Raw genomic sequence first — 26268 nt, 5'->3', positions numbered from 1 at the left:
AAATTGCCATGTTGCGTCTGTTCCGTGAGACCGTGTTCACAAGACCCGGTCTTCGGGAACCCTTTTTTGGGTTCGTCCGTTCAAGGGAACAGAGGCAACGGCCGCGGCGTATCCAGACGCTGGCCGACTAAAGGAGGTCGCGATGCCCCTATCGGAGCACGAACAGAAGCTCCTCGAGCAACTCGAGAAGCAACTGCATGAGGACGATCCGAAGTTTGCCAATTCAATGGGCTCTGACCCCATTCGTTCATGGTCGACCAGGCACATCGTTATTGGCGTTCTAGGCACTATCGCCGGAATTCTCTTGTTGTTGGTAGGTGTGTCCTTGCAGAACATCTTCCTTGGCGTGCTGGGCTTCATCGTGATGGGCGCCGGCGTCTACTTTGCCACCCTGAGAAGGGCAGCCGGCGGGAAGTCGAAGAGCGCCAAGCCGGGCAAGTCGAAGAACTCGTTCATGAGCAACCTCGAAGAACGCTGGGACGAGCGCCGCCGCGGCGAGGAGAGCTGAGCGCTCCACCAAGGGGCTTGGCCTCCACTCGGAAGCCGAGTCCTCCACATTGCACCACCAGGCTCCGGCCTGATTGCGAAAAGACCCGAATATCGGGTCTTTTCGCATTTAACGCCGCGCTCGCACGCCGAGCGAGCCCGTCGGCGCGACTTCCATGCCGCCGTCGTGCGCTTCCCTGCAGCGCCGCCGCAAAGTCTCCTCCACCACCAACCACCCCTGAGATCCACGCGTTTTCAGGCTCCTGCATTCGAATGTGGGGCAAGAAACACGCCGGATTGCGTTGACTGTGGGGGCTTGTGGAGTAAAGTGGAGCAAGTAAGAGGGTAGTGGCGGCGTGGGGCAGGTACGGGCACCTTTACGGATGGGGGCGGTGGGCCAGTGTTTCTTGGCACGCATTCTCCCCGTCTGGACGAAAAGGGCCGGATCATCCTTCCCGCCAAGTTCCGCGAGGAACTTGCTGACGGCTTGGTGCTCACAAGGGGCCAGGAGCGTTGCATCTACGTCTTCAGCCAGCGGGAATTCGAACGTATTCACGAGTCCATGCGGGAGGCCCCCATCTCCTCCAAGCAGTCACGTGACTACATCCGGGTTTTCCTGTCCGGAGCCTCTGACGAGGTACCTGACAAGCAGGGGCGCGTGACGATTCCGCCGGCGCTCCGGAGCTACGCAGGTCTTGAGCGGGAATTGGCGGTCATTGGCGCCGGAACCCGCGCAGAGATCTGGGATGCCCAGGCTTGGGATGAGTACCTGGCCGAGAAGGAAGCCGCCTTCTCGGAGACCGACGACGACAACCTTCCCGGGTTCATTTAGAAACCGGGACAGGAAGCAGCAATGCTTCTTGGACGGGATCTCCAGCCGCCCATCACATAGTTTTCCTGGCTCACCTTCCCCGGAGCCAGGCGGACGCTGCGATAGGCGCGGATGGGGATCCGGCTCAAGAAGCGACCCGCCCGACTGACAGACGAACGAATCAGCTCTGAGGAGGCCGCATGGAGGAGCAAGACGCGCCAAAACCCACCTCGGAGCGACATGTACCGGTCCTGAAGGACCGGTGCATCAATTTGTTGGCACCAGGTTTTGAGGGCGCCCGCAACCGTGGCGAAACGCCCGTCGTCATCGACGCCACGCTGGGAATGGGTGGCCACTCCGAAGCGATGCTCCAGCGGTTCCCCGATCTGCACCTTGTTGGGATAGACCGGGACGAAGAGGCCTTGGCCCTCGCCGGTGAGCGCCTGCAACCCTTCGCGGCCCGCACCGACCTGGTACATGCGGTCTACGACGAAATCGAAGATGTCATCGCAGATCTCGGAATACCGGAAGTGCACGGCATCCTCATGGATCTGGGTGTGTCTTCCCTCCAATTGGACGAGCGGGAGCGCGGCTTTGCCTACTCCTACGACGCCCCGCTGGATATGCGGATGGACACGAGCCGCGGCCAGACTGCTGCCGACGTCGTCAACAACTATTCCGAAGAAGACCTGGTGCGCATTATCCGCAAGTGGGGCGAAGAGAAGTTCGCCGGCAGGATCGCAAACCGCATCGTCACGGCGAGGGCGATCAAGCCCTTCGCCACCACCGGTGAACTCGTCGAGCAGATCCGCGGAGTTGTTCCTGCGGCCGCTGCGAAGTCCGGCGGGCATCCGGCAAAGCGGACTTTCCAGGCTTTGCGGATTGAAGTCAACGAGGAACTCGACGTCCTGGAGAGGGCCGTGCCTGCCGCTCTCGCGGCCTCGGCAATGGGCGGACGAGTAGTAGTGATGTCGTACCACTCACTCGAGGACAAGATCGTCAAATCGGTCTTCCAATCCCGGTCCAAGTCATCGGCCCCGCTCGGCTTCCCCGTGGAGCTGGAAGAACATAAACCGGAATTCAAGACCCTGACCAAGGGCACGGAAGTGCCCACACCTGAAGAAATCGCCGAAAACCCGCGTGCGGCATCTGCCCGCCTGCGGGCCGTGGAACGCATCAAAGCGAGGAGAACAGCATGAGCACCGCTGCCGCGAAGATCCTGCCGACCACGGTGGGGAACACCGCGCGTGCCCTGCCCACCCGGGGACCGGAACGCGACACGACCCGGAAGGCGCGGACGCCGCTCTCGCTCGTACAGAGTGTTCCCGGACGACGGCGGACTCCGTTCGTCGTCTTTTGCTTCGGTGTGCTGGCGGCAGCCCTGTTGACTGTCCTGGTGCTCAACATCTCCGTTTCCACGGCACAATACGACCTTGTGAAGCTCAGGAACGATGCCGCGTCCCTGAACAAGCAGAACCAGGATCTGACACAGCAGGTCCAGAACTACCAGGCTCCCCAGAATCTTGCCGCCAAGGCCGCAGAATTGGGAATGGTAGCTTCCACTGCCACGGGACAGATCGATCTGGACAACTTGACAGTCACAGGAAAGGCCACGCCGGCAACCAAGGGACAGAATCCCGGTGCCGTCATCGCTGCCCCTGCGGTCGCAGGCCAGTCGAGCGTCACACCTTCGGCACCCGCCAAGAACGATTCACTGGATAGCCGCAAGCCCAACGGGGCCGCCGACTCCACGCCGGCCAAACCGCAGGCGCCCGTGGCTCCTGCGGCACCCAAGCCGCCGGTTGTGGATCTCCACGGTGGTTCGGTCCCCGCTCCACAGCAGAAGGTACCAGGGCAGTAGCGTCCAGCCGACCTGATTTCAGGTAAACAGCAAGGCAAGCAGCAAGGAATCGACGTGGTGCAAAAAACCGGCAAATCGAAGAACAAGAGAACGCCGGCGGCGAAGAAGCGCCTGCGCCTCGGCCTCGGAATCATGCTGACGTTGTTGCTGGTGGTTGGGGGCAAGCTGTTCCTGGTCCAGGGACTCGACGTCGGCGGAATGGCCGAGGCTGCTTACAACAACCGGCTGACCATCACCGTCCTGCCCGCCGAACGCGGCAAGATCCTTGACGCCAACGGCACCGTGCTGGCCAGCAGCGTGATCCGCTACAACATCGTGGTTGACCAGACCGTCAACACCAACACCTCTGAGTTTTCGCGCTACAACACGCAAACCCAAGCCATCGACACGATCTCGAGGACCCAAGGGATAGCAGAACTTTCCAGCGCCCTGGGCATGGACGTCAACCAGGTAACGCAGGCAGTGACCGGCGACAAGAAATACAACATCGTGGCCAAGGAAGTGAAGCCCGATCTCGAAGACCGGATTTCCCAACTGCATATCCCCGGTATCGTCTCCGAGGGCATCAGCAAGCGCGTCTATCCAAACGGCAGCGTCGCGGGTGGCATTATCGGCTTCCTCAAAGACGGCACCACGGGCCAAGCCGGACTTGAGCAGACCCAGGACGACCTCCTGCGCGGCAAAGACGGCAAACGCGTCTTTGAGATCGGCGCCGACGGCCTCCGTATCCCCGTGGCAACCGATCTGCTGACCCCGGCCGTCAATGGCAAAGACGTCAAGCTGACGCTGAACACGGACATCCAGTACTTTGCGCAGCAGGCCATCCAGACCCAGGTCAACCAGCTCAATGCCGAGTGGGGATCGATCGTCGTCGAGGACATCAAGACCGGGAACCTCATTGCGATGGCGGACACGAATGCCCCGGATCCCAACGACCCGGGCAAAGTGGCGGCCGCGGACCGCGGCGTGCGGTCAGTGACGGCTGCCTATGAGCCTGGCTCGGTGGAAAAGATGATTACGGCGTCGGCCGCGATCAATGAAGGAAAGTCCAGCCCGCTGGACACTGTCACCATTCCGCCGGCTTTGACCATCGACGGTCAGACTTTTACCGATGCGTTCGACCATGGAACCGAGCAGAGGACCCTTGCCGGCATCCTTGGATATTCGATGAACACAGGTACCGTGATGATCGGCAGCCGCCTGAGCAAGCAACAGCGTTACGACTACCTCACCCGCTTCGGTATCGGGCAAGCTCCGGACATTGGCCTTCCCGCCGAAACCTCAGGCATCCTGGCCAAGCCCGATCAATGGGATGACCGCCAGCAGTACACCGTGCTGTTCGGCCAAGGCGTTTCACAGTCCACGCTGCAGACCGTCCGGGCGTACCAAAGCATTGCCAACGACGGCGTGATGCTGCAACCGCGGCTGATCGACGGCTACGTCGGAGCCGACGGAGCCGAGGAGAAAGTGCCTGCCAAGGATTCCCAGCAAGTCGTTACCAAGGAAACCGCGCAGCAAGTGCGGGACATCCTGGAGAGCAACGTCACCATGGGCGAAGTGAAAGATGCCGCCATCGACGGATACCGGGTGGGCGCCAAGACAGGTACGTCCCAGGCACCGCGTGAAGATGGCCTCCCTGGCTTCGATGGCTACACCGCGTCGATCGTGGGCATGGCGCCGATGGACAATCCGCGCTTCATCGTGGAGGTCGTCCTCCAGCGGCCCAAGGGCAGCATTTACGGCATCACCCAAGGACCGATTTTCCGCTCGGTCATGGGCCAGGTCCTGCGTACCTACAACGTCCCGCCGTCCACCGGCACGCCGGCGCGGTTCCCCCAGTACGCCAAATAGGGCCAGCACGGCAAGTAGTTCAGTTTCGCCAAGTAAGCTTGTTGGGCATCTGTCCGGCCACATTTCGATCCAACCATGCCGTTCGCGGGAGCCCTGAGGGTTCCCGTGCGGCCAGTTTTACGAGTACCAACGGAGACCACCTTGTCAGAGCAGAATGATGCCGTATCGATCCCTACAGGGAACCCGCCGGCTACCGACAAACCCGGCTTCCGTCCAGCCGTCGTGGCGCCTGTTCCCCTGGAAGCCGTCGCCTCGTCCCTCGGAATCGCGCTGCCGCCGGACTCCGCCGCCACGTCGGTGACGGGTGTGTCCCTCAACTCGCGCACCGTGGAGCCGGGAGACTTGTACCTGGCGCTGCCCGGTGCCACGCGCCACGGGGCCGACTTTGTCAGCCAAGCGGTGGCAGCCGGTGCCGTGGCCGTCTTGACCGATGAGGACGGCGCACGCCAATTGGCCCTTGAGGATCTTGCTGTTCCCGTTCTGATCGTCGGCAATCCCCGCGCAGCCGTCGGTTCACTCGCGGCCCTCGTTTATCGAAGCCAACCACTGGATGGGGTTTCGCCGACGCTTTTCGGTGTAACCGGTACGAACGGCAAGACGACGACGACGTATTTCATCAACTCCCTGCTCCGCGCCTTGGGCATGAACCCGGGATTGATCGGGACGATTGAAATTCTTGCGGGGGGTGAGGCCATCCCGAGCCTGCTGACCACGCCGGAATCAACGGATGTCCATGCCTTGCTCGCCCTCATGCGCGAACGCGGGCTGGAGGCGGCTTCCATGGAGGTCTCCTCCCATGCCCTGTCGTTCCACAGGGTCGACTCGGTGACGTTCGACGTTGCCGGCTTCACCAACCTGACACAGGACCACCTCGATCTCCACGGAAGCATGGATGAGTACTTCCGGACCAAGGCGGAGCTGTTCACCAGCGCGCGCGCACGGCGGGCCGTAGTGACCGTGGATGATCCGTGGGGGCGCCAGCTGGCCGATGAGGCGGGAATTCCCGTAACCACGCTGTCGGCCACCCCCGGGGGCGGAGCCGACTGGACGGTGGAGTCGGCCAAGCCGCGGGGGCTTGGAACGGACTTCGAATTGCGCCACCGCGACGGAACGGTCCTGCGCGTCCATACAGGATTGCCAGGGGACTTCAACGTCGCCAACGCGGCGTTGGCCACCATTATGGTGCTTGACTCCGGCATCGAGCCGTCGGCACTGCAGGCGGCTCTCGACGTGCACGATCCCTTCACCGTTTCCGTGCCCGGCCGGATGCAACTGATCTCGGATGCCCCGGCTGCCGTCGTCGATTTCGCGCACAACCCGGACGCACTGGCGAGGGCCCTCAAGGCCGTGCGCCCGCAGGCCCCCGAATCCCGCGTGATCGTCGTATTCGGCGCCACAGGACAGCGCGACCAGGGCAAGCGGCCGACCATGGGCGCCATAGCCGCCCGGCTCGCCGACGTCGTGATTGTCAGCGACGACGATCCCCATGATGAAGACGCTGCTGCGATCCGTTCGGAAGTCATCGCTGGGGCCCGTGCCGCCCGCGAGTCGGAAGACCTTGACTGCGAGATCGTGGAAGCGTACCCCCGGGACGTCGCCATCCGCCAAGCCGTGGAACTGGCCACTGAGAAGGACACCATCCTGGTCGCCGGCCGCGGCCACGAGGTGTGGCAGGAAGTGAAGGGTGTCAACCTCGCCCTCGACGACCGGGTGGAACTGCGGGCGGCCTTGACAGCCAGGGGATTCAAGGTTTCCACGGACGAGCGGATAGAGTCCTAGACCGAGATGATTGCACTTACTGCGGCGGAGATCGCCGATATTACCCATGGCCGATTGGCAGCGGACCCGGGCATTGTCCCGGCGTCCGTCGTTACCGACTCCCGTGAGGCGGCCGCTGGATCGTTGTACGTGGCCAAGCCAGGAGAGAATGCCGACGGCCACGCCTATGTGGGCGCCGCCTTTGAACGCGGGGCTGTCCTGGCGCTGACCGAGCGCGACGTTTCCGACGACGACGGCCGGCCATACCCCGCCGTCGTCGTCGATGACGCCGTGATCGCCATGGGTGCCCTGGCTGCGGAGTCCGTGCGCCGCATCCGTGCCGCACGTGCGGCCCAGGACGAGCCCTTCACTGTCATCGGCATCACGGGCTCAGCGGGCAAGACCACCACCAAGGACCTGCTTGCGGGCATTCTTTCCCGGGCCGGTGCCACGGTGGCTCCGCAGGGTTCGTACAACGGTGAAGTCGGCGTGCCGCTGACCGTGTTCGGAGCCGATGCGGGCACCCGCTACCTGGTGATCGAAATGGGGGCAACCGGGATTGGCCACATCAAATACCTCGCCGAGATGGTCCAACCGGACATCGGCGTCGTTCTGTGCGTCGGCACCGCCCACGCCGGCGAGTTTGGTGGCGTGGAGAACATCGCGAAGGCCAAGGGCGAACTCGTAGAGGCGCTGGGGCGGGACGGAACCGCCGTCATCAACCTCGACGACGCGCGGGTCGCCGCCATGGTCTCCCGCACCCAGGCCACAGTGCTCGGAACCACCGCTACCGGCATTCCCGGCTCCGCAGTCGAGGCACGGAACGCGGATATCGACGAAAACGGCCACCCGGAATTCGAGCTCTTCCTGCCCGACGGCGGGGCTCCCCATTCCGTCCGCAGCAAGCTCATCGGTGCGCACCACATCACCAACCTGCTTGCCGCTGCGGCCGCCGCGTTCGCGGCTGGCCTCCCCGCGGCCGGGATCGCCGAGTCGCTGAGCGAGCAGTCGCCCGCCAGCCGGTGGCGGATGGAACGCACTGAGCGCGCGGACGGCGTCACCATCATCAACGACGCGTACAACGCGAATCCGGAATCCATGCGCGCAGCATTGCGCACCCTCGCCGACCTCGGGCAGGGACGCCGCACGTGGGCAGTGCTTGGCGCGATGTTGGAACTCGGCGAAGATTCCATCCGCGAACACACGGCTGTGGGTACGCAAGTGGTCCGCTTGAACATTTCCAGGCTCGTGGTGGTTGGCCGGGAAGCCCGGGCGCTGTATGTTTCCGCGATCCAGGAAGGCTCCTGGGGCGACGAGTGCATCTTCACCGAAACGGCCGACGAGGCCTACGAACTGCTGCAGGCTGAGCTCAAACCGGGCGACTTGGTGCTTTTCAAGTCCTCGAACGGGGTCGGCCTAAGGCATTTGGGGGATCGGATAGCATTACCTCCACAGACCGGTACGAGTGCGAACACCGCGGCTGCAACTGCCGCCAATGAAGGGAACGAGCTGCTGTGATTGCACTGTTGATCGGCGCGGGCGTCGCCCTCCTGGTGGCCCTGGTTGGCACGCCACTCTTCATCCGGTTCCTCGTCACCAAGGGATACGGCCAGTTCATCCGCGACGATGGACCCACCTCCCACCACACCAAGCGTGGTACCCCCACGATGGGCGGGACAGTCGTGGTGGCCGCGGTGCTCATCAGCTACGGGTTGACCCACCTGATCATGTGGATGATGAACCCGCGATCACCGGGCCCGTCCGCCTCGGGACTGCTCTTGTTGTTCCTGATGGTCGGTATGGGATTCGTTGGTTTCCTCGACGATTTCATCAAGATTTCCAAGCAGCGCAGCCTCGGACTCAACGCCAAGGCGAAGCTGATTCTCCAAGCTTTTGTCGGCATTGTCTTCGCAGTGCTCGTCCTGAACTTCCCCGACTCGCAGGGGATCACGCCGGCCTCCACGCATATTTCGCTTGTGCGGGACATTCCCTGGCTGAACCTGGCCTTTGGGGGCACCGTCCTCGGAGCCATCCTGTTCGTCATCTGGTCGAACCTGATCGTCACTGCGGCAACCAACGGCGTCAACCTGACGGACGGATTGGACGGCCTCGCGGCCGGTGCCTCCATCATGGTCTTCGGAGCCTACACACTCATGGGAATCTGGCAGAACAACCAGGCATGCGGTTCACCCCGCGAGGCGGGCAGCGGTTGCTATTCGGTCCGCGACCCGCTCGATCTGGCGTTGCTGGCAGCTATTTGCAGTGCCGCGTTAGTGGGCTTCCTCTGGTGGAACACGTCTCCGGCGAAGATCTTCATGGGCGACACCGGTTCCCTGGCAATCGGCGGTGCCGTGGCCGGCTTTGCGATCCTCTCCCGCACGGAACTTCTTTTGGGCATCATCGGCGGGCTCTTCGTCCTCATCACGCTGTCGGTCATCATCCAGGTGGGCTACTTCAAGGTCACCAAGGGTAAGCGGGTCTTCAAGATGGCCCCACTTCAGCATCATTTCGAACTCAAGGGCTGGGCCGAAATCACGGTGGTTGTCCGATTCTGGATTCTTTGTGGACTGTTCGTGGCCGCAGGCCTTGGGATTTTCTATGCTGAATGGGTGGTGCTGCTGTGAGCGCAAGTCCTCAAACCAAGCCTTCTGCCAATGACCGGCTCAAGGACCTCGTCAGTTGGGATTCCGACTGGAAGGGCCTCCGTGTCGTCGTGACCGGCATCGGTGTGTCCGGATTCGCGGCCGCCGATACCTTGATCGAACTGGGCGCACGCGTGGTGGTTGTCGACGCGGCGACGAGCGCCAAGGCCCTCGCGCAGGCGGACACCTTGAAGATCGTCGGCGCAGCCGACGTCCTCCTCGGCGAGGATGCAGTCAAAACGCTGCCCCGGGTGGACGGTGAAAAGGCCGAGCTCGTCGTGACGTCGCCGGGCTGGCGCCCGGACCAGTCCCTCCTGGCAGCTGCCAAAAGGGCCCACGTACCGGTGTGGGGCGACGTCGAACTCGCTTGGCGGGTGCGCGAACGCCAGGGCCGCAAGACGGCGGACTGGCTCACGATCACGGGTACGAACGGCAAGACCACCACGGTGGGCATGACCGAGGCGATGCTGCAGGCAGCGGGGCTCAAGGCAATCGCCGTGGGGAATGTAGGCACGCCCATCCTGGACGCACTCCGTGACCCAGTGGAGTACGACGCCTTCGCTGTTGAGCTTTCCAGCTTCCAATTGCACTGGATCGAGTCGCTCTCCCCGGTGGCGAGCGTCTGCCTCAATGTCGCCGAGGACCACGTCGACTGGCACGGCTCCTACGAGTCCTACCTGGCGGACAAGGCAAAGATCTTCGAGAACACCCAGAAGGCGTGTATCTACAACGCCGAGCAGATCGAGACCGAACGCATGGTGGAAAACGCCGACGTGGTCGAAGGTTGCCGGGCGATCGGTTTCACCACCCTGACTCCGGCGGTCAGCATGCTCGGCGTCGTCGAGGGCTTGCTCGTGGACCGCGCGTTCATCGAAGAGCGCAAGAGTTCAGCAGAGGAACTCGCGTCCCTGGCGGACCTGGGCCCGGCCGCGCCGCGACACATGGTTGCGAACGCGCTGGCCGCCGCCGCGCTGGTGCGCGCCTACGGCGTCGAACCGGCCGCAGTGCGGGAGGGCCTCAGGAACTATCTCCCTGGAGACCACCGCATCCAGCCCGTGGCCAAGCAGAACGGCGTGCTCTGGGTCAACGACTCCAAGGCGACCAATCCGCACGCAGCTTCTGCTGCCCTGTCGGCGTTCGACAAGGTCGTCTGGATCGCCGGCGGTCTCTCCAAGGGCGTCAACTATGACGAGTTGGTCGAAAACAACGCGCACAGGCTCAAGGCAGTGGTGCTGATCGGCTCCGACACCGCGGACCTGGAAGCCTCCCTCAAGCGACACGCAGCGGATGTGCCCGTAATCGGGCAGCCCAAGGGCGACACTGAAATGGTGCAGTCCGCCGATTCAGCTGGTACCGCCGCGGAACCGTCTCCGATCTTCGGCGACACCGTGATGGCCCACGCTGTCGAGTCGGCAGCAAGTATCGCCGAGTCCGGCGATACGGTGCTGATGGCCCCGGCGGCTGCCTCCATGGACCAGTTCTCTTCCTACGCTCACCGTGGCGATGCTTTCATCCGGGCAGTGCGCGAGCTTGTGGAAGGCCAGGCACAGACCACCGAGGAGTAACAATGGTCAGCACGCCCACGCGCAGCGGGCCCGGGCGGACCCGGGCCGGCAAGGCAGACCCCGCCGGACGCGCGGGAGGCGTTGGGCGGGCTTCGCTGCCGTCCCGCATCCGCTCGGGGATTTCCGGGTTTTGGTCGACTCTCGAGGGAAGCGGTAAATCGAGCGGCGGGTCAACCTACTACTTGATTCTTGGTGCTTCGCTTGCGCTGACGGCCATCGGGATCATCATGGTCCTGTCGGCGTCGAGCGTCGAAGCGATTGCGGCCGGCGAATCCCCATACTCCATCGCCACTAAGCAAGGCATGTTCGCCGCTATCGGCATCGTCGCGATGCTGGTGCTTTCGAGGGTCAATGTCCTGTGGCTCAAGCGATTCGCGTGGCCCTCGATCATTCTTGCCGGCGCCTTGCTGGTGCTGGTTCTGGTCATCGGCAAACGTGTGCTGGGCAACCAGAACTGGATCGAGATCGGCGGCTTCACCTTCCAGCCATCGGAGTTCGCCAAGTTCGCGCTGGTGCTCTGGATGGCCACGGTTCTTTCCGTCAAAGCAAAACTTCTGGACAAGTGGACGCACGCGCTGATCCCGGTCGTTCCGGTCTCCGGCGCCATCATCACCTTGATTGTCCTCGGACATGACCTCGGAACCTCCCTGGTGGTCATGCTCATCATGGCTGCCGGATTGTTTTTCGGCGGCGTCAACTTGAGGCTCTTCGCTGCGGCCGGCGGAGTTGCCGCAGCTGCCGCCCTGATCCTGGCGTTCACGAGTGGAAACCGGATGTGCCGGATCACCTCATGGATGGGGCAGAGCTGCGCAGGGGCGAGCGACATCGGCTTCCAGAGCGAACAGGGGCTCAGCGCCCTTGCTTCGGGAGGTTGGCTTGGTGTCGGACTCGGCCAGAGCCGGCAGAAATACCAGTGGATTCCCGAAGCCCACAACGACTTCATCTTCGCTGTCATCGGGGAAGAACTCGGGCTTGTGGGGACGATCGTGGTCCTGGTGCTTTTTGCCTTGCTCGCGGTTGCGATCTACCGGGTCGTCAGCCACCAGGAAGACTTGTTCGCCCGGGTGCTCGGCGGCTCGATCATGGCGTGGATGCTTGGACAGGCCGCGATCAACATGGCCATGGTGGCAGGGTTGCTCCCCGTGATCGGCGTTCCGCTGCCTTTCATTTCCTATGGCGGTTCAGCGTTGGTGATGTCGCTATGTGGCGTGGGCGTAGTGTTGTCTTTGGCCCGCGCCCAAATGGCTCCTGCCAGCCGTTCCAAGCCGCGCTGGCGATTTGCGAAAACTGCACGAAAGCGTACATAGCACTCCATGAATTCCCAGCCCAAGCCCCTCTCCGTGGTCCTCGCCGGCGGCGGGACCGCCGGACACATCAGCCCCCTGCTTGCCATCGCCGACGCCATCAAGTCGCTGCGGCCGGACGCGAAGATCCTTGCCGTCGGCACGCCCAACGGCATGGAAACGCGCCTCGTGCCGGCCGCCGGCTACGAGCTGGCCACGATTGACCGGGTTCCCTTTCCCCGCAAGCCTTCCGCGGATCTGCTCAAACTGCCCGGCAGGCTCGCGGCGGCCGTCAAGCAAGCCGGGCGCATCCTGGACGACGCACAGGCCGACGTCCTCCTCGGCGTCGGCGGCTATGTCTGCACTCCCATGTACCTCGCGGCCTGGCGTCGCAGGATCCCCATCGTCATCCACGAGGCCAACACGCGCGCCGGGCTTGCCAACCGGGTAGGAGCCATGTTCACCAAGCACGTGGGCGTGGCCTTCCCGGAAACCCGGCTACGGCACGCCCGCCATGTCGGGATGCCCATGCGCAAGGCCATCGCCGGTTTGGACCGGGCGGCCTGGCGCGCGGATGCCCGGCAGTCGCTTGGCCTGGACGCCGGACAACCAGCACTCATCGTGACGGGCGGTTCCTCGGGCGCCCAGAGCATCAACCGCACCATCGCCGGTGCCGTCGCCGCTTTGGCGGATGCCGGTATCCAGACACTGCACATCACCGGCCGGGGCAAGGCAGTGACGAACGACGACGGCGCCCCCCTGGCTGCCGACGGCTACCACCAGGTGGAATACGTCGACGGCATGGAAAACGTCTACGCGGCAGCAGACGTCCTCCTTGCCCGATCCGGCGCGGCAACCGTCAGTGAGGTGGCCGCTGTCGGTCTCCCGGCAGTCTTCGTTCCACTGCCCATCGGAAACGGCGAGCAGGCAATGAACGCCTCCGCACTGGTCAAGGCCGGGGCAGCGCTTCTGGTCGACGACCGGGCCTTGACCGCGGAGTGGCTCAAAGCCGAGTTGATTCCCTTGCTCACGGATCAAGCCCGCCTTGAGGCCATGGCCAGCAAGGCAAAGGAACTTGGCATCAGAAATGCTGATCAGCGGATGGCTGATCTCGTCTTGGAAGCGGTATCCGAATGACCCAGCCCCTCGCAGACATCAATTCCCTCGGCAGGGTCCATTTCATCGGCATCGGCGGCGTGGGCATGTCCGCCGTCGCACGCATCATGGTGGCCAGGGGCGTTCCCGTGAGCGGTTCCGACGCCAAGGACCTGCCCGTCATGCAGGACCTCCAGTCCGCCGGGGCGCGGATCGCTGTGGGCTACGCCGCAGAAAATCTTCGTGACGCCCAGACCGTCGTCGCCGGTTCGGCCATCAGGGCGGACAATCCGGAGCTGGAAGCCGCCCGAGCGGCCGGCCTGCCGGTGCTCCACCGCTCCGAGGCCCTCGCAGCAACCATGGGCGCCGACCGCGTGGTGACCGTGGCCGGGACGCACGGCAAATCCACCACCACGTCAATGGTTGCCGTGTTGCTCAAGGAAGCGGGTCTGGATCCGTCGTTCGCCATCGGCGCCAACGTACCTGCCCTCGGTGTCAACGCCGCGCACGGCGCCTCGGATATCTTCGTTGCCGAAGCCGACGAATCGGACGGTTCCTTCCTCAACTACCGGCCCCTCATCGCCGTCGTCACCAACGTCGAGGCCGACCACCTGGACTACTACGGCACGCCTGAGGCCGTCTACGCCTCGTTCGACAGTTTCGCGGCACTCCTGCCCGCCAACGGCGTGCTTTTCGCCTGCGCGGACGACGACGGCGCCCGGGCCCTCGCGGAACGGACCCGCGCCGCAGGCAATACCCGGGTGCTGAGCTACGGGACCGCGGAGGACGCCGATATCCGGCTGCGCGACGGGGGACCCGGCGACGTCAGGGTCTCCGTGGGCGGACAGGAATACCGGCTCGACCTCCAAGTGCCCGGGAGGCACAACGCCTTGAACGCGGCGGCCGCGTTCGGCGTCGCCGTCGAGCTCGGCGTAGCGCCCGGGGTTGCCGCGGCCGCCCTCGGCCATTTCACCGGAGCCTCGCGGCGATTCGAGTTCAAGGGGCAGGGGAGGGGCGTGCGTGTCTACGACGACTACGCCCACCACCCCACGGAGGTCCGGGCCGCCCTGTCCGCTGCCCGTTCCGTCGCAGGCGGCAACAAGGTGCATGTGCTCTTCCAGCCACATCTGTTTTCCCGCACGCGCGAATTCGCGGAGCAGTTTGCTGAAGCGCTTGGCGAGGCGGATACGGCCCTCGTGCTGGATATCTACCCTGCCCGCGAGGATCCCATTCCCGGGGTCACGAGCACCCTGATCACAGGGCGCCTCAAGAGCGGCAGGCTCGTTGCCGGCGGGCAGGAAGCGCTGGACGCGGTTCTCTCCGCGGCCGGCGAGGGCGACATCGTCCTCACCGTCGGAGCCGGTGACGTCACGGCATACGGGCCCCGGATCGTGGAGCTGTTGGGTGGCTGACACCCGGAAGCCGACTTTCAAGCCGCAGGCGGGCACCCGGCCGGGAGTCGTCAGTGCTGAACGCAGCCTCGACGATCCCGTCGGTGGCCCTTCGGAGGCCGCCCGTGCGAAGGACAGCAACGTGCTGGCCTTTCCGGAACCCAAGGGACGCAAGCGCCGGAGGACAGTGCTCACGGCCTTGGCCATCATCGTCGCCCTTGTCGCCGGAATTATCGTTGCGGCGATCTACTCGCCGGTGTTCGCCGTGCGCACAGTGACGGTCGACGGTGCGAAGCTTCTCCAGGCGGGGAGCGTCCAGCAGGCACTCGAACCGGTGAAGGGAAAACCCCTTCCGCAAATCAACGACGCCGAGATCGCCGCGCTGCTCAAGCCCCTCGTCCAGGTGCGTTCAGTCAGTACCGAAGCACGGCCGCCGTCGGAACTCCTGGTCCACATCGTGGAGCGGGTACCCGTGGCCCTGGTGAAGAGCGGTGACAACTATTCACTGGTTGACGTCGACGGCGTCCAGCTCGGATCAACGGCCGATCCCGCATCGGTTGCCTTGCCGCTCATCGATGGGCAAGGAGCCAACCAGAATCTCTTCAAGGCGATCACGGCCGTTCTTGCGACGCTGCCGGCGGATGTCCTGGCGAAGATGGCCAACGCGTCGGCCTCGTCGCCGGACGCCGTCGAGCTCAAGCTCACGGACGGCAAGATCGTGGTGTGGGGGAATGCGGACGAGAAGGAGCTGAAGGCCCGCGTCCTCGAGGCGTTGCTCAAGGCTCCCGCCAATCCAAAAGTTCCGGTGAATGTCTACGATGTCAGCGCACCGAGGCACCCGTTCACCAAATAGACCATTTCAGGAAGTAACTTCTCTGACGTAGAGGGCTATTTTTCGGACTTTCACACGACACGCGGAGGCGGTCATTGAATGTCGGATTCATAGCCCATACCGTCACTTAAGAGTTACTTGACATAACTATAACCTTCAACTAGAGGGTTAAGGTCCAAGGATTCAAGTTGGACTCGATCTGTTTCGCTATAGGACACAAGCAAGGGGCACGAAACGTGGCAGCACCGCAGAATTACTTGGCCGTCATCAAGGTCGTCGGCATCGGCGGCGGTGGCGTGAATGCAGTTAACCGAATGATCGAAGTCGGCCTCCGCGGCGTCGAGTTCATCGCCATCAACACCGATGCCCAGGCTCTCCTCATGAGCGACGCGGACGTCAAGCTCGACGTCGGACGTGAACTCACCCGCGGTCTGGGAGCCGGCGCCAACCCCGACGTCGGACGCCAGGCAGCCGAGGACCACGCCGACGAGATCGAAGAGGTCATCCGCGGAGCCGACATGGTCTTCGTCACCGCAGGCGAAGGCGGCGGCACCGGAACCGGCGGCGCCCCCGTCGTGGCCCGGATCGCACGCTCGCTCGGCGCACTGACCATCGGTGTGGTCACGCGTCCCTTCACCTTCGAAGGCCGCCGGCGCGCCGGCTCGGCCGAGGCCGGAATCGACGCCCTGCGCGACGAAGTCGATACCCTCATCGTCATCCCCAACGACCGCCTCCTGTCCATCAGCGACCGTAACGTCTCCGTCCTGGACGCTTTCCGTTCCGCTGACCAAGTACTTCTGTCCGGTGTCCAGGGCATCACGGACCTCATCACCACCCCTGGCCTGATCAACCTCGACTTCGCCGACGTCAAGTCGGTCATGCAGGGTGCAGGCTCCGCGCTGATGGGTATCGGCTCGGCACGAGGAGAGGACCGCGCTGTCAAGGCCGCCGAACTCGCCATCGCTTCTCCGCTTCTGGAAGCATCGATCGACGGCGCCCACGGCGTCCTGCTTTCCATCCAAGGCGGCTCGGACCTCGGCCTGTTCGAGATCAACGAGGCCGCGAGGCTCGTGCAGGAAGTGGCCCACCCCGAAGCCAACATCATCTTCGGTGCCGTCATCGACGACGCCTTGGGTGACGAGGCGCGCGTCACGGTTATCGCCGCCGGTTTTGACGACCTCAAGGCCACCTCACCCTCGATGAACCAGCCTGCAGCCCAGCAGCCGGGTCAGCACCAGGCCCCTGCCGCTCCGGACCGTCCCGCGGCACCAACAGCTGCTCCGGCCTACTCTGCGCCGCAGCATGTTTCCGCCGGTGTCGGAGCTTCCGGCTTGAGCAACTGGGGCCAGCAGCGCCCGTCCGCCTTGCCCGCCGACTCGGGCTTCGACGTCGACCTCCCGGCCGTCGTCGAACCGGACCTTTCGGGAAGCCGCACCGACGACCTCGATGTTCCGGACTTCCTGAAGTAGCAGCTCTGTTCAAACCCACCCAGGGGAGTTAGCCAGTAGTGTTTTGGTGGCGAAAAGAAGTGCGGCCCGGAATTTCGGTTGCCTTCTCCGATGACGATGCGGGCAACCTTGCACTGCACGTAGCGGACAATCCTGACGACGTCATGGTGCGCCGGGCCCGGCTGGAAGCAGCAGCGGGGCTCGGCGGACGCCGTTTCCAATACATGAACCAGGTCCACGGAAAAGCCGTCGAATTCATCTCCGTGCCCGGGGACGGACCAACGGCGGACGCCATGGTGTCAAGGGGGCAACCCCTCGCGGTCATGGTGGCCGATTGTGTCCCCGTTGTGCTCTTGGGCGAAGTGCCGGATGACGTCAATCCCGTCCTTGCGGTGGTCCATGCCGGCCGGCCCGGGGTTGCCGCCGATATCGTTTCGGCCACTGTGGTGGAAATGCGAAATCGCGGCGCGGCGGCCATCAGCGCCTGGGTGGGCCCTTCCATCTGCGGTGAATGCTACGAAGTTCCGGAACAGCTGCGGACGGACGTGGTTGCCGCGGTTCCGGAAACCTGGTCCACAACCTCGTGGGGCACGCCCGCACTGGACCTGCCTGCCGGTGTGCGTGCCCAGCTGCAGGCACTCGACATCACGGTCGAGTACTCGGGGGAGTGCACGCGCGAGACCGCCCGGCTCTTCTCGTACCGGCGCAATCAGAAAACAGGACGGTTTGCAGGTTTGGTGTGGACGCATGAGTGAGGATTTCCCCACGGCGGAAAGCGCCGCGGGCGATCGGCGTACGGCCGAGCTGCGCGAACGGCTCTCCGCGGTCCGCCAAAGGATTTCGGCGGCAACCGCGGCCGCCGGGCGAAGCGAAGAGCCGCAACTGATAGTCGTCAGCAAGTTCCATCCCGCAGCGGACGTAGCGCGGCTGGCGGCACTTGGCGTGACGGATGTCGGCGAAAACCGGGACCAGGAGGCGGCCGCGAAGTCCGCCGAGCTCGCCGGACTCCCGGTGCGTTGGCACTTCATTGGTCAACTGCAAAGCAACAAGGCCAAGTCCGTCGTGAAGTACGCGTTCTCCGTGCAATCGATCGACCGTCCGCAACTCGCCGAGGCACTTGCAAAGGCCGTTGCGCGGCAACAGTCCGAGTCCGGCAGGCCGGACCTCGACTGCTACATCCAGGTCAGTCTTGAGGACGACGGCGGCGCCCACCGCGGCGGTGCCGCTCCGTCCGATGTCGAGCGCCTCGCGGAATCCATCGCAACCGCCGCCGGACTGCGCCTGGCCGGCGTGATGGCGGTCGCGCCGCTCGGTGCGCCCCCGGAGGAAGCGTTCGAGAAACTCGCCAACATTTCACGGGATCTTCGGGGACTTCATCCGGACGCCGTGGGGGTATCCGCCGGGATGAGCCAGGACCTCGAAGCCGCCGTTCAATTCGGTGCGACACACCTGCGAATTGGCTCGGATATTCTCGGTTCGCGCCCGCGCGTGGGGTAGCGTCAAAGTATTGGAAGCGACGGGCCGGGATTTCAGCGATGTCAAGTCATGGGCGGCCCGCCCACTGCAGACACGATAGGAGTCCAGCATGGCTGGCGCACTGCGCAAGACAATGGTTTATCTTGGGCTCGCCGATGGCGATGAACACTACGAGTCTGAGCAGCACGTGCAGCACACGGACGAGGACCGGTCGGTCGACCACAATCGTGAAGAGCGCCGCGCCCCAGCACCTGTACGTGAAGTAGTTCGTGAAGTCCCCCCTGTCGCCGAAGAGGAATACCGCGCACCCGTGACACCTATCAAGCGTGCGGCGTCCAGCCGCGAAGACGCCTCCGGTCTGAGGCAGATCACCACTGTCCATCCCCGCTCCTACAATGACGCCAAGATCATCGGCGAGAGTTTCCGGGATGGCATCCCGGTGATCATGAACGTCACGGACATGGGCGAGGCAGATGCCAAGCGCCTCGTCGATTTTTCCGCCGGTTTGGTCTTCGGACTCCACGGCAGCATTGAGCGCGTCACCAGCAAGGTTTTCCTGCTGTCGCCGTCGTACGTCGAAGTTCTCGGCGACGACAAGAAGGTCAGCGAAGCGCAAGCAACGTTCTTCAACCAGAGCTAGCGCGGTCAACCCGGATGCCAGGCAGAGCGATCTGCCTGGCATCTGTGTTGCAATAGAGGGACTGACCGGAAAAATGGCGAACTAGGAGATCTGAGCTAACCCGTGGGCATAGTTTTCGGCCTTTTGTACATTGCATTGCTGCTGTTCCTGGTCACCCTCATCATCAGGCTCGTTTTCGATCTGGTGCAGATGTTTGCGCGCCAGTGGCGCCCCCGCGGTGGCGCCTTGGTGGCCGCGCACGTGGTCTATTCCGTGACTGATCCGCCCTTGAAACGGATCCGCCGGCTCATTCCACCGCTGCAGCTTGGTGGGGTGTCCCTTGACCTGGCATTTCTGATCGTGTTTATTGTCGTCAGCATCGCGATGGGATTCGTCTACTCGCTGGCGTAGCTCTTCCGCAGTCCATGTGCCGTCAATCTGTTTTCTTCGGCTAGTGGGCTGCAAACCTCCGACCCAACACGATGGTGTTGAATTGGGGGAATCAGATGATATTTAGGTACCGTAGTTTTGAACGGCCGGAAGGCCTACTGACTAACTAGACCAACGAGGTGACCAGATGGCTTTGACGCCAGAAGACGTTGTCAACAAGCGCTTTCAGCCGACCAAGTTCCGCGAAGGCTACGACCAGGACGAGGTCGACGACTTTCTCGACGAAATCGTCGTCGAGCTGAGGCGCTTGAACCAGGAGAACGACGAGCTCCGCAAGAAGCTCGCCGAAGGCGGAAACCCGGTCCCTGCCAGCGCAGCATCGGCACCCGTGGTCGAGAAGGTGCCCGCTCCGGTGAAGGCCGACAAGGACGCACAGGCCAAGGCGGAAGCCGAAGCGAAGGCCGCCGAGGCAGAGAAGAAGAAGGAGCCGGCCGTTGCCGCCGCTCCGGCCCCGGCCGCACCTTCCGCAGGCTCTCCTTCCGCCGAGTCCGCAGCCGGCCTGCTGGCCATGGCCCAGCAGATGCACGACAAGCACGTGGCCGATGGCGAGCAGCAGAAGGAAAAGATCATTGCCGAGGCACAGATCGAAGCCTCCAGCCTCGTCAACGACGCGCAGGATAAGTCCCGCAAGATCCTCGGTGCCCTCGAGCAGCAGCGCAGCGTTCTCGAACGCAAGGTGGAGCAGCTCCGCGGCTTCGAGCGCGACTACCGCTCCCGCCTGAAGGCCTACATCGAAGGCCAGCTGCGTGACCTGGATGCCCGCGGCTCGGTTGCCGCTCCTGAGGTCGGCGAAGCCGCCGCAGAGGTCTAGCAAGTATTCTGAAAGCCGGTGGCTGGGGATTCCTCGGCCACCGGCTTTCGCCTGTTAAGGCGCCAGAAGCCACGGTTACCGAATGAAAGTACTATGAGCGACGAACAAACTGACGGCACAGAACAAACGAACGGCACCACGGAACCGGTCCGCACCAAAGCCCACACGTGGCGTCCGGCACTGCTTTGGGTCTTTGCCGGCTTCGCCGTGTTCGCGTACGCCTTCGATCAACTGACCAAGCTCTGGGTCACCAGCACCATGGTCGAAGGCGAGCGGATCCCTGTGCTTCCTCCGCTCCTGCATTGGTACTACATCCGAAACTCGGGCGCTGCGTTCTCCATCGGTGAAAACGTCACGTGGGTCTTCACGATCGTCATGGCCGCCGTTTCGGTGGTGATTCTGTTCCAAGTGCGTCGATTGGGGTCGGTCTGGTGGTCACTGGCGCTCGGCCTGCTGCTGGGCGGCGCGCTCGGGAACCTTACGGACCGGCTTTTCCGCGAGCCTTCCTTCGCCATGGGCCACGTGGTGGACTTCATCCAGTTGCCCAACTTCGCAATCTTCAACATCGCCGACTCCGCGGTGGTTTCCGGCGTCGTGATCATCTGCCTGCTGACCATACGGGGGATCGGACTCGACGGCTCCCGCCATCATTCCGCCGATTCCGCGCCGGCAAAATCCGGCACGCCGGAAGAACAGGCTCCGGGCGATGTCTGAGCAGTTCGTGGTGCCCGAAGAATTGGGCGGGGCAAGGGCCGACGCGGGCTTGGCGAAGATGATGGATATCTCCCGCTCCGCGGCCGCCTTGTTGATCGCCGAGGGCAATGTCAAAGTCTCTGCGAACACAGTGGGCAAGTCGGCGAAACTCATTGCCGGGTCCGTGTTGGAAGTCACCGTCCCCGAACGCAGGGATCCCTTGGAAGTCGTGGAGGAAGTCGTGGAAGGCCTGAATATCCTGTTGGACGATGACGATTTTGTCGTCATCGACAAGCCGGTCGGCGTGGCGGCGCACCCGTCTCCGGGTTGGGTTGGTCCTACCGTGGTGGGTGGCCTCGCCGGTGCGGGATACCGGATCTCGACGTCAGGCGCGCCTGAACGTGCCGGCATCGTCCACCGCCTCGACGTCGGAACGTCGGGAGTCATGGTCGTGGCCAAGAGCGAACACGCTTACACGGTGCTCAAGCGGGCCTTCAAGGAACGCACGGTGGACAAGGTGTACCACGCAGTGGTCCAGGGCCTGCCGGATCCCCTGGAAGGCACCATAGACGCGCCTATCGGGCGCCACCCCGGGCATGATTGGCGATTCGCGGTGATCGAGGATGGCCGTCCCTCCGTGACGCACTACGAAGTCCTCGAGGCCTACGGCAAGGCGACCCTCGTGGAAATTCATCTTGAGACAGGCAGGACACACCAGATCCGGGTTCACTTCTCGGCCCTCCGGCACCCCTGCGCCGGCGACCTGACCTATGGGGCGGACCCCCGTTTGGCTGCCAACCTGGGACTGACCCGGCAGTGGCTGCACGCGCGGCGGCTTGGCTTCAACCACCCCCGGACCGGCGAGTGGGTGGAAGTCACCAGCCAGTATCCGGCGGACCTGCAATACGCGCTCGAGCTTCTGGAAAGCGGCAACGCGTAGCGCGATCCACGCTTCCAGCGCGCCACTCCAACCGCGGGGTCCCTGCCGGTAGACTGTCGTGGTGACTTCCAGCAATGACTCGTTCGTCCATCTGCACACCCACACCGAATACTCCATGCTGGATGGTGCGGCCCGTCTCACTGAGTTGTTTGACGAGACCGAGCGGTTGGGCATGCCGGCACTGGCCACCACGGACCACGGGTACTTGTTCGGTGCCTTCGATTTCTGGAAGAAGGCCACCGACAAAGGCATCAAGCCGATCATCGGCGTCGAGGCCTATGTCACGCCGGGCACGGCGCGCGGCGACAAGGAGCGCGTCCGTTGGGGCGACGAGAGCCAGCGGAAAGACGACGTGTCCGGTGGTGGTTCCTACACCCACATGACGTTGTTGAGCTACAACAACGCGGGCATGCGGAATCTGTTCCGGGCATCCTCGATTGCTTCGCTCGACTCGGTGTTCGGCAAATGGCCACGCTTGGACCGGGAGTTGCTGAACACCTATTCCGAAGGCCTGATCGCCACCACCGGTTGCCCTTCCGGTGAAGTCCAGACCCGCCTCCGGCTGGGACAATACCGGGAGGCGCTGGCTGCGGCATCCGAGTTCCGCGACATCTTCGGTGCGGAAAACTACTTCTGCGAACTGATGGACCATGGCCTGGACATCGAGCGGCGGGTCACCGGCGATCTGCTGCGCCTGGCCAAGGAACTGAAGCTTCCGCTCGTGGCCACCAACGACCTCCACTACACGCACGAGCATGATGCGAAGGCCCACGAGGCGCTTTTGGCGATCCAGTCGGGCTCCACTCTGCTTGAGCCCACCTATGACAACGGCGGCTCCCGGTTCGCTTTCTCCGGCAGCGGCTACTACTTGAAGTCGCCGCAGGAGATGCGCGAGCTGTTCCGCGACCATCCCGAGGCCTGCGACAACACCTTGTTGATCGCCGAGCGCTGCGAAGTGTCCTTCAACACGGGCGCGAACTACATGCCGCGGTTCCCCTGCCCTCCCGGCGAGGACGAGACGTCCTGGCTCGTCAAGGAAGTGGCCACGGGACTCGATTACCGCTACCCGGACGGCGTCCCGGACAAGGTGCGCAAGCAAGCCGACTATGAGCTTGACGTCATCACCTCCATGGGCTTCCCGGGCTACTTCCTCGTGGTGGCCGACTTCATCAACTGGGCAAAGAACAACGGAATCAGGGTGGGCCCGGGCCGTGGTTCGGGTGCGGGCTCCATGGTGGCGTACGCCATGCGCATCACCGACCTCGACCCGCTGGAACACGGCCTGATTTTCGAGCGCTTCCTCAACCCGGACCGCGTATCCATGCCCGACTTCGACGTCGACTTCGATGATCGTCGCCGTTCCGAGGTGATCGACTACGTCACCCGGAAGTACGGCGACGAGCGCGTTGCCATGATTGTCACCTACGGAACCATCAAGACCAAGCAGGCGCTCAAGGACTCCTCCCGCGTGCTTGGCTACCCGTTCAGCATGGGTGAACAGCTCACCAAGGCCCTGCCACCGGCCGTGATGGCCAAGGACATCCCGCTGGCGGACATCCAGAACCCGGAGGCCAAGCGCTATGGCGAGGCCGGCGACTTCCGCCAGCTGATCAGCACCGACCCGGAGGCTGCCAAGGTCTTCGAGACCGCGCTGGGCATTGAGGGGCTGAAGCGGCAGTGGGGCGTGCATGCCGCCGGTGTCATCATGTCCTCGGACCCCATCATCGACGTCATTCCTGTCATGCGCCGCATCCAGGACGGCCAAGTCATCACGCAGTTCGATTACCCGACGTCCGAAGGCCTTGGCCTGATCAAGATGGACTTCCTCGGCTTGAGGAACCTGACGATCATTTCCGACGCGCTGGAAAACATCAAGATGAACCGGGGCGTCGACCTCGATCTTGAGCACCTGGCGTTGGACGACCCGGCGTCGTACGAGTTGCTGGCGCGCGGCGACACTTTGGGGGTCTTCCAGCTCGACGGCGGACCCATGCGGTCGCTGCTCAAGCTCATGAAGCCTGACAACTTCGAAGACATCTCCGCCGTGTTGGCGCTGTACCGGCCAGGTCCCATGGGTGCCAACGCGCACACCGACTACGCCCTGCGCAAGAACAAGATCCAGGAAGTCATCCCGATCCATCCGGAGCTCGAGGAACCGCTCTCGGAAATCCTCGGCGGAACCTACGGCCTGATCGTGTACCAGGAGCAGGTCATGGCCGTGGCCCAGAAGCTGGCCGGCTACTCACTGGGTCAAGCCGATATCCTGCGCCGCGCCATGGGCAAGAAGAAGAAATCCGAACTGGACAAGCAGTTCGCCGGCTTTTCCCAAGGCATGCAGGACAACGGCTACTCCATGGAGGCCGTCAAGACCCTGTGGGACATCCTGCTCCCGTTCTCCGACTACGCCTTCAACAAAGCGCACTCCGCAGCGTACGGTGTCATCTCCTACTGGACTGCGTACCTGAAGGCCCACTACGCCCCCGAATACATGGCTGCCCTGCTCACGTCCGTGGGCGACGACAAGGACAAATCGGCGATCTACCTCAACGAGTGCCGGCGCATGGGCATCACGGTCCTACCGCCGGACGTCAACGAATCAAGCCTCAACTTCACTCCTGTGGGAACCGACATCCGCTTCGGAATGGGGGCCATCCGCAACGTCGGCGTCAACGTGGTGGAAGCGATGGTGGCGGCCCGTGCGAGCGAGGGCGCCTACACCTCCTTCAAGGACTTCCTCATGAAGGTTCCGGCGGTGGTCTGCAACAAGCGCACCATCGAGTCCCTCATCAAGGCCGGCGCGTTCGACTCCCTCGGCCATCACCGGCGTGCTTTGGCCATGGTGCACGAAGAAGCGATCGACTCGGTCATCACGCTCAAGCGCAATGAGGCGATCGGCCAGTTCGATCTCTTCGCCGGATTCGAGGACCAGGAGCCGCAGGCCTCCCTGAGCACGGAGATCCCGGACCTGCCGGAATGGGAGAAGAAGGACAAGCTCGCCTTCGAGCGGGACATGCTGGGACTCTATGTTTCGGACCACCCCCTGCAGGGGCTTGAGGGCGTGCTGAGCCAGCATGCAGAGCAATCGATCACGTCTATTCTCGGAGAAGACGGACCCCATGACGGCGCCATCGTCACCATTGCGGGCATGATCACTTCACTCAGCCGCAGGATCGCCAAAGCAAGCGGCAATGCCTACGCGCGGGCGGAGATCGAAGACCTCGGTGCTTCCATCGAGGTCATGTTCTTCGGCCAGGTGTACGGGCCCATCGCTTCGGTCCTCGCGGAGGACCTGATCGTGGTGGTCAAGGGCCGCTTGCAGCGGCGCGACGACGGTGCGGTCACCTTGAACTGCATGGAGCTCTCGGTTCCGGACCTGAGCGAGAGCACCAACGGTCCTCTCGTCATCACGATGCCCACCTACAAGGCAACCGAGGCCGTCGTCACCGATCTTCGCGATGTTTTGACCACCCACCGGGGAAACTCCGAGGTCAGGCTCCACTTGCAGGGCGACTCCAAGGTCGAGGTCATGGGCTTGCCAGTGCACCTGCGCGTGAATCCCACCCCGTCACTTTTCGGTGACCTCAAGGTACTTCTTGGCCCGACCTGCCTGGACACGTGACCGGCCGGCTACCTGAGCCAGCCGGCCGGTAACGCTGGATTTCCTGCCCTCACCGGATTTTCCTGCCCTGACTAAATTTCATAGTCGAGCGGAACCGGCTGGCCGTAGGAGCCCGAGTGGTACAGCAGGGGAGTGTCGTCCTCGCCGACCAGCCCGTCGACAACCTCCACCACCACGATCGCGTTGTTTTCGAAGGACAGGCGCATCTGGATCTTGCCGATCAGCCAGCCGGCCACGTTCTTGAGGATGGGGACATCGAAGGGCCCTGGCTCCCAATGATCGCCTTCAAACCTTTCCTGGGTGCGGGCGAAGCGGTCCGCGAGGGCCTGGTTCTCGAGGCCGAGCATGTGCAAGCCGATATACGTCGAATTCGCCACCGCCGGCCAGGAACTGGAACTGCGGGACATGTTGAACGTGAAGCGGGGCGGCTCGGCCGACAGCGAAGCCACGGAGGTCGCAGTGAACCCGAAAGGCTTGCCGTTGAGGTCGGCAGTGATGATGGCCACGCCGGCGGCATGCCGGCGGAACATTTGCTTGAATGTTGCTTCAAAAGCTGGATTGTCCGAAGCCACTTTGCCGATCTCCTGCGTGAGCTATTGGTATTAACGCTGGTGGATTCAGCGTATTCCGCTGCTCG

General features: G+C 63.5%; 23 protein-coding genes. 22 read left to right on the top strand and 1 reads right to left on the bottom strand.

Going from position 1 to position 26268, the window contains the following annotated elements:
• The first annotated feature begins 142 nt into the window (after positions 1–142).
• The 22 genes from QRN51_RS19975 (at position 143) to dnaE (ending at position 25631) form a co-directional block, all read left to right on the top strand.
• Entirely contained in the window at positions 143–508 is a 366-nt protein-coding gene (locus QRN51_RS19975; RefSeq protein WP_059389148.1) for an SCO2097 family morphological protein, read from the top strand.
• Between the two features lie 378 nt (positions 509–886).
• Positions 887–1318 (top strand): division/cell wall cluster transcriptional repressor MraZ, encoded by a 432-nt coding sequence (mraZ, locus tag QRN51_RS19970; protein WP_059389147.1) that lies wholly within the window; start codon positions 887–889, stop codon positions 1316–1318.
• Positions 1319–1497: 179 nt separating this feature from the next.
• Positions 1498–2496: a 16S rRNA (cytosine(1402)-N(4))-methyltransferase RsmH gene (gene rsmH / locus QRN51_RS19965; RefSeq protein ID WP_284991587.1), complete on the top strand. Its 999-nt coding sequence runs from the start codon at positions 1498–1500 to the stop codon at positions 2494–2496.
• Positions 2493–3158, top strand: a complete 666-nt coding sequence (ftsL, locus tag QRN51_RS19960) for a cell division protein FtsL (protein ID WP_284991586.1) — start codon at positions 2493–2495, stop codon at positions 3156–3158. Before rsmH ends, ftsL begins: the two co-directional genes overlap by 4 nt.
• A gap of 54 nt (positions 3159–3212) precedes the next feature.
• Complete coding sequence (locus tag QRN51_RS19955) at positions 3213–5009, top strand: peptidoglycan D,D-transpeptidase FtsI family protein (protein WP_284991585.1); 1797 nt, start codon at positions 3213–3215, stop codon at positions 5007–5009.
• Between the two features lie 141 nt (positions 5010–5150).
• Positions 5151–6788, top strand: coding sequence for a UDP-N-acetylmuramoyl-L-alanyl-D-glutamate--2,6-diaminopimelate ligase (locus QRN51_RS19950; protein WP_502870887.1), 1638 nt, complete (start codon positions 5151–5153; stop codon positions 6786–6788).
• Between the two features lie 6 nt (positions 6789–6794).
• A complete protein-coding gene (locus QRN51_RS19945) occupies positions 6795–8285 on the top strand; it encodes a UDP-N-acetylmuramoyl-tripeptide--D-alanyl-D-alanine ligase (protein WP_284991584.1) in 1491 nt (496 codons plus the stop codon).
• On the top strand, positions 8282–9391 hold the full coding sequence (mraY, locus tag QRN51_RS19940; protein ID WP_236816883.1) for a phospho-N-acetylmuramoyl-pentapeptide-transferase: 1110 nt from the start codon (positions 8282–8284) through the stop codon (positions 9389–9391). The genes QRN51_RS19945 and mraY overlap by 4 nt, the downstream gene beginning before the upstream one ends.
• Positions 9373–10974 carry a UDP-N-acetylmuramoyl-L-alanine--D-glutamate ligase gene (murD, locus tag QRN51_RS19935; protein WP_284991583.1) on the top strand — a complete coding sequence of 534 codons (1602 nt, stop codon included), beginning with the start codon at positions 9373–9375 and terminating at the stop codon, positions 10972–10974. The genes mraY and murD overlap by 19 nt, the downstream gene beginning before the upstream one ends.
• Positions 10975–10976: 2 nt before the next feature.
• Positions 10977–12281: a putative lipid II flippase FtsW gene (ftsW, locus tag QRN51_RS19930; RefSeq protein ID WP_284991582.1), complete on the top strand. Its 1305-nt coding sequence runs from the start codon at positions 10977–10979 to the stop codon at positions 12279–12281.
• 6 nt (positions 12282–12287) lie between these two features.
• The gene (gene murG / locus QRN51_RS19925; protein WP_284991581.1) at positions 12288–13394 is read left to right on the top strand and encodes an undecaprenyldiphospho-muramoylpentapeptide beta-N-acetylglucosaminyltransferase; all 1107 of its coding nucleotides are present in this window, start codon (positions 12288–12290) and stop codon (positions 13392–13394) included.
• On the top strand, positions 13391–14764 hold the full coding sequence (gene murC / locus QRN51_RS19920) for a UDP-N-acetylmuramate--L-alanine ligase (RefSeq protein WP_284991580.1): 1374 nt from the start codon (positions 13391–13393) through the stop codon (positions 14762–14764). The genes murG and murC overlap by 4 nt, the downstream gene beginning before the upstream one ends.
• A complete protein-coding gene (locus tag QRN51_RS19915) occupies positions 14757–15596 on the top strand; it encodes a cell division protein FtsQ/DivIB (protein WP_284991579.1) in 840 nt (279 codons plus the stop codon). Before murC ends, QRN51_RS19915 begins: the two co-directional genes overlap by 8 nt.
• A 215-nt stretch (positions 15597–15811) precedes the next feature.
• A complete protein-coding gene (gene ftsZ / locus QRN51_RS19910) occupies positions 15812–17044 on the top strand; it encodes a cell division protein FtsZ (protein WP_284991578.1) in 1233 nt (410 codons plus the stop codon).
• Between the two features lie 38 nt (positions 17045–17082).
• Positions 17083–17778, top strand: coding sequence for a purine nucleoside phosphorylase YfiH/LACC1 family protein (locus QRN51_RS19905; RefSeq protein WP_284991577.1), 696 nt, complete (start codon positions 17083–17085; stop codon positions 17776–17778).
• The gene (locus QRN51_RS19900) at positions 17771–18520 is read left to right on the top strand and encodes a YggS family pyridoxal phosphate-dependent enzyme (protein WP_284991576.1); all 750 of its coding nucleotides are present in this window, start codon (positions 17771–17773) and stop codon (positions 18518–18520) included. Before QRN51_RS19905 ends, QRN51_RS19900 begins: the two co-directional genes overlap by 8 nt.
• Before the next feature lie 88 nt (positions 18521–18608).
• Entirely contained in the window at positions 18609–19139 is a 531-nt protein-coding gene (locus tag QRN51_RS19895) for a cell division protein SepF (protein ID WP_059389142.1), read from the top strand.
• Positions 19140–19241: 102 nt separating this feature from the next.
• Positions 19242–19529, top strand: a complete 288-nt coding sequence (locus QRN51_RS19890; protein WP_284991575.1) for a YggT family protein — start codon at positions 19242–19244, stop codon at positions 19527–19529.
• Positions 19530–19695: 166 nt separating this feature from the next.
• Complete coding sequence (locus tag QRN51_RS19885) at positions 19696–20379, top strand: DivIVA domain-containing protein (protein WP_284991574.1); 684 nt, start codon at positions 19696–19698, stop codon at positions 20377–20379.
• A 93-nt stretch (positions 20380–20472) separates the two neighbouring features.
• Positions 20473–21093, top strand: a complete 621-nt coding sequence (gene lspA, locus QRN51_RS19880) for a signal peptidase II (protein WP_059389140.1) — start codon at positions 20473–20475, stop codon at positions 21091–21093.
• Positions 21086–22012, top strand: coding sequence for an RluA family pseudouridine synthase (locus QRN51_RS19875; protein ID WP_284991573.1), 927 nt, complete (start codon positions 21086–21088; stop codon positions 22010–22012). The genes lspA and QRN51_RS19875 overlap by 8 nt, the downstream gene beginning before the upstream one ends.
• Before the next feature lie 61 nt (positions 22013–22073).
• A complete protein-coding gene (gene dnaE / locus QRN51_RS19870; protein WP_059389138.1) occupies positions 22074–25631 on the top strand; it encodes a DNA polymerase III subunit alpha in 3558 nt (1185 codons plus the stop codon).
• 71 nt (positions 25632–25702) lie between these two features.
• On the opposite strand, the gene QRN51_RS19865 is transcribed toward dnaE, so the two are convergent.
• Complete coding sequence (locus tag QRN51_RS19865; protein ID WP_113990687.1) at positions 25703–26161, bottom strand: flavin reductase family protein; 459 nt, start codon at positions 26159–26161, stop codon at positions 25703–25705.
• Positions 26162–26268: the final 107 nt, after the last annotated feature.

The sequence above is a fragment of the Arthrobacter sp. efr-133-TYG-120 genome (assembly GCF_030209785.1).
Classification (GTDB): domain Bacteria; phylum Actinomycetota; class Actinomycetes; order Actinomycetales; family Micrococcaceae; genus Arthrobacter.
Note: the sequence above shows the minus strand (reverse complement) of the source record. Positions and strands in the feature narration are given on the sequence as shown.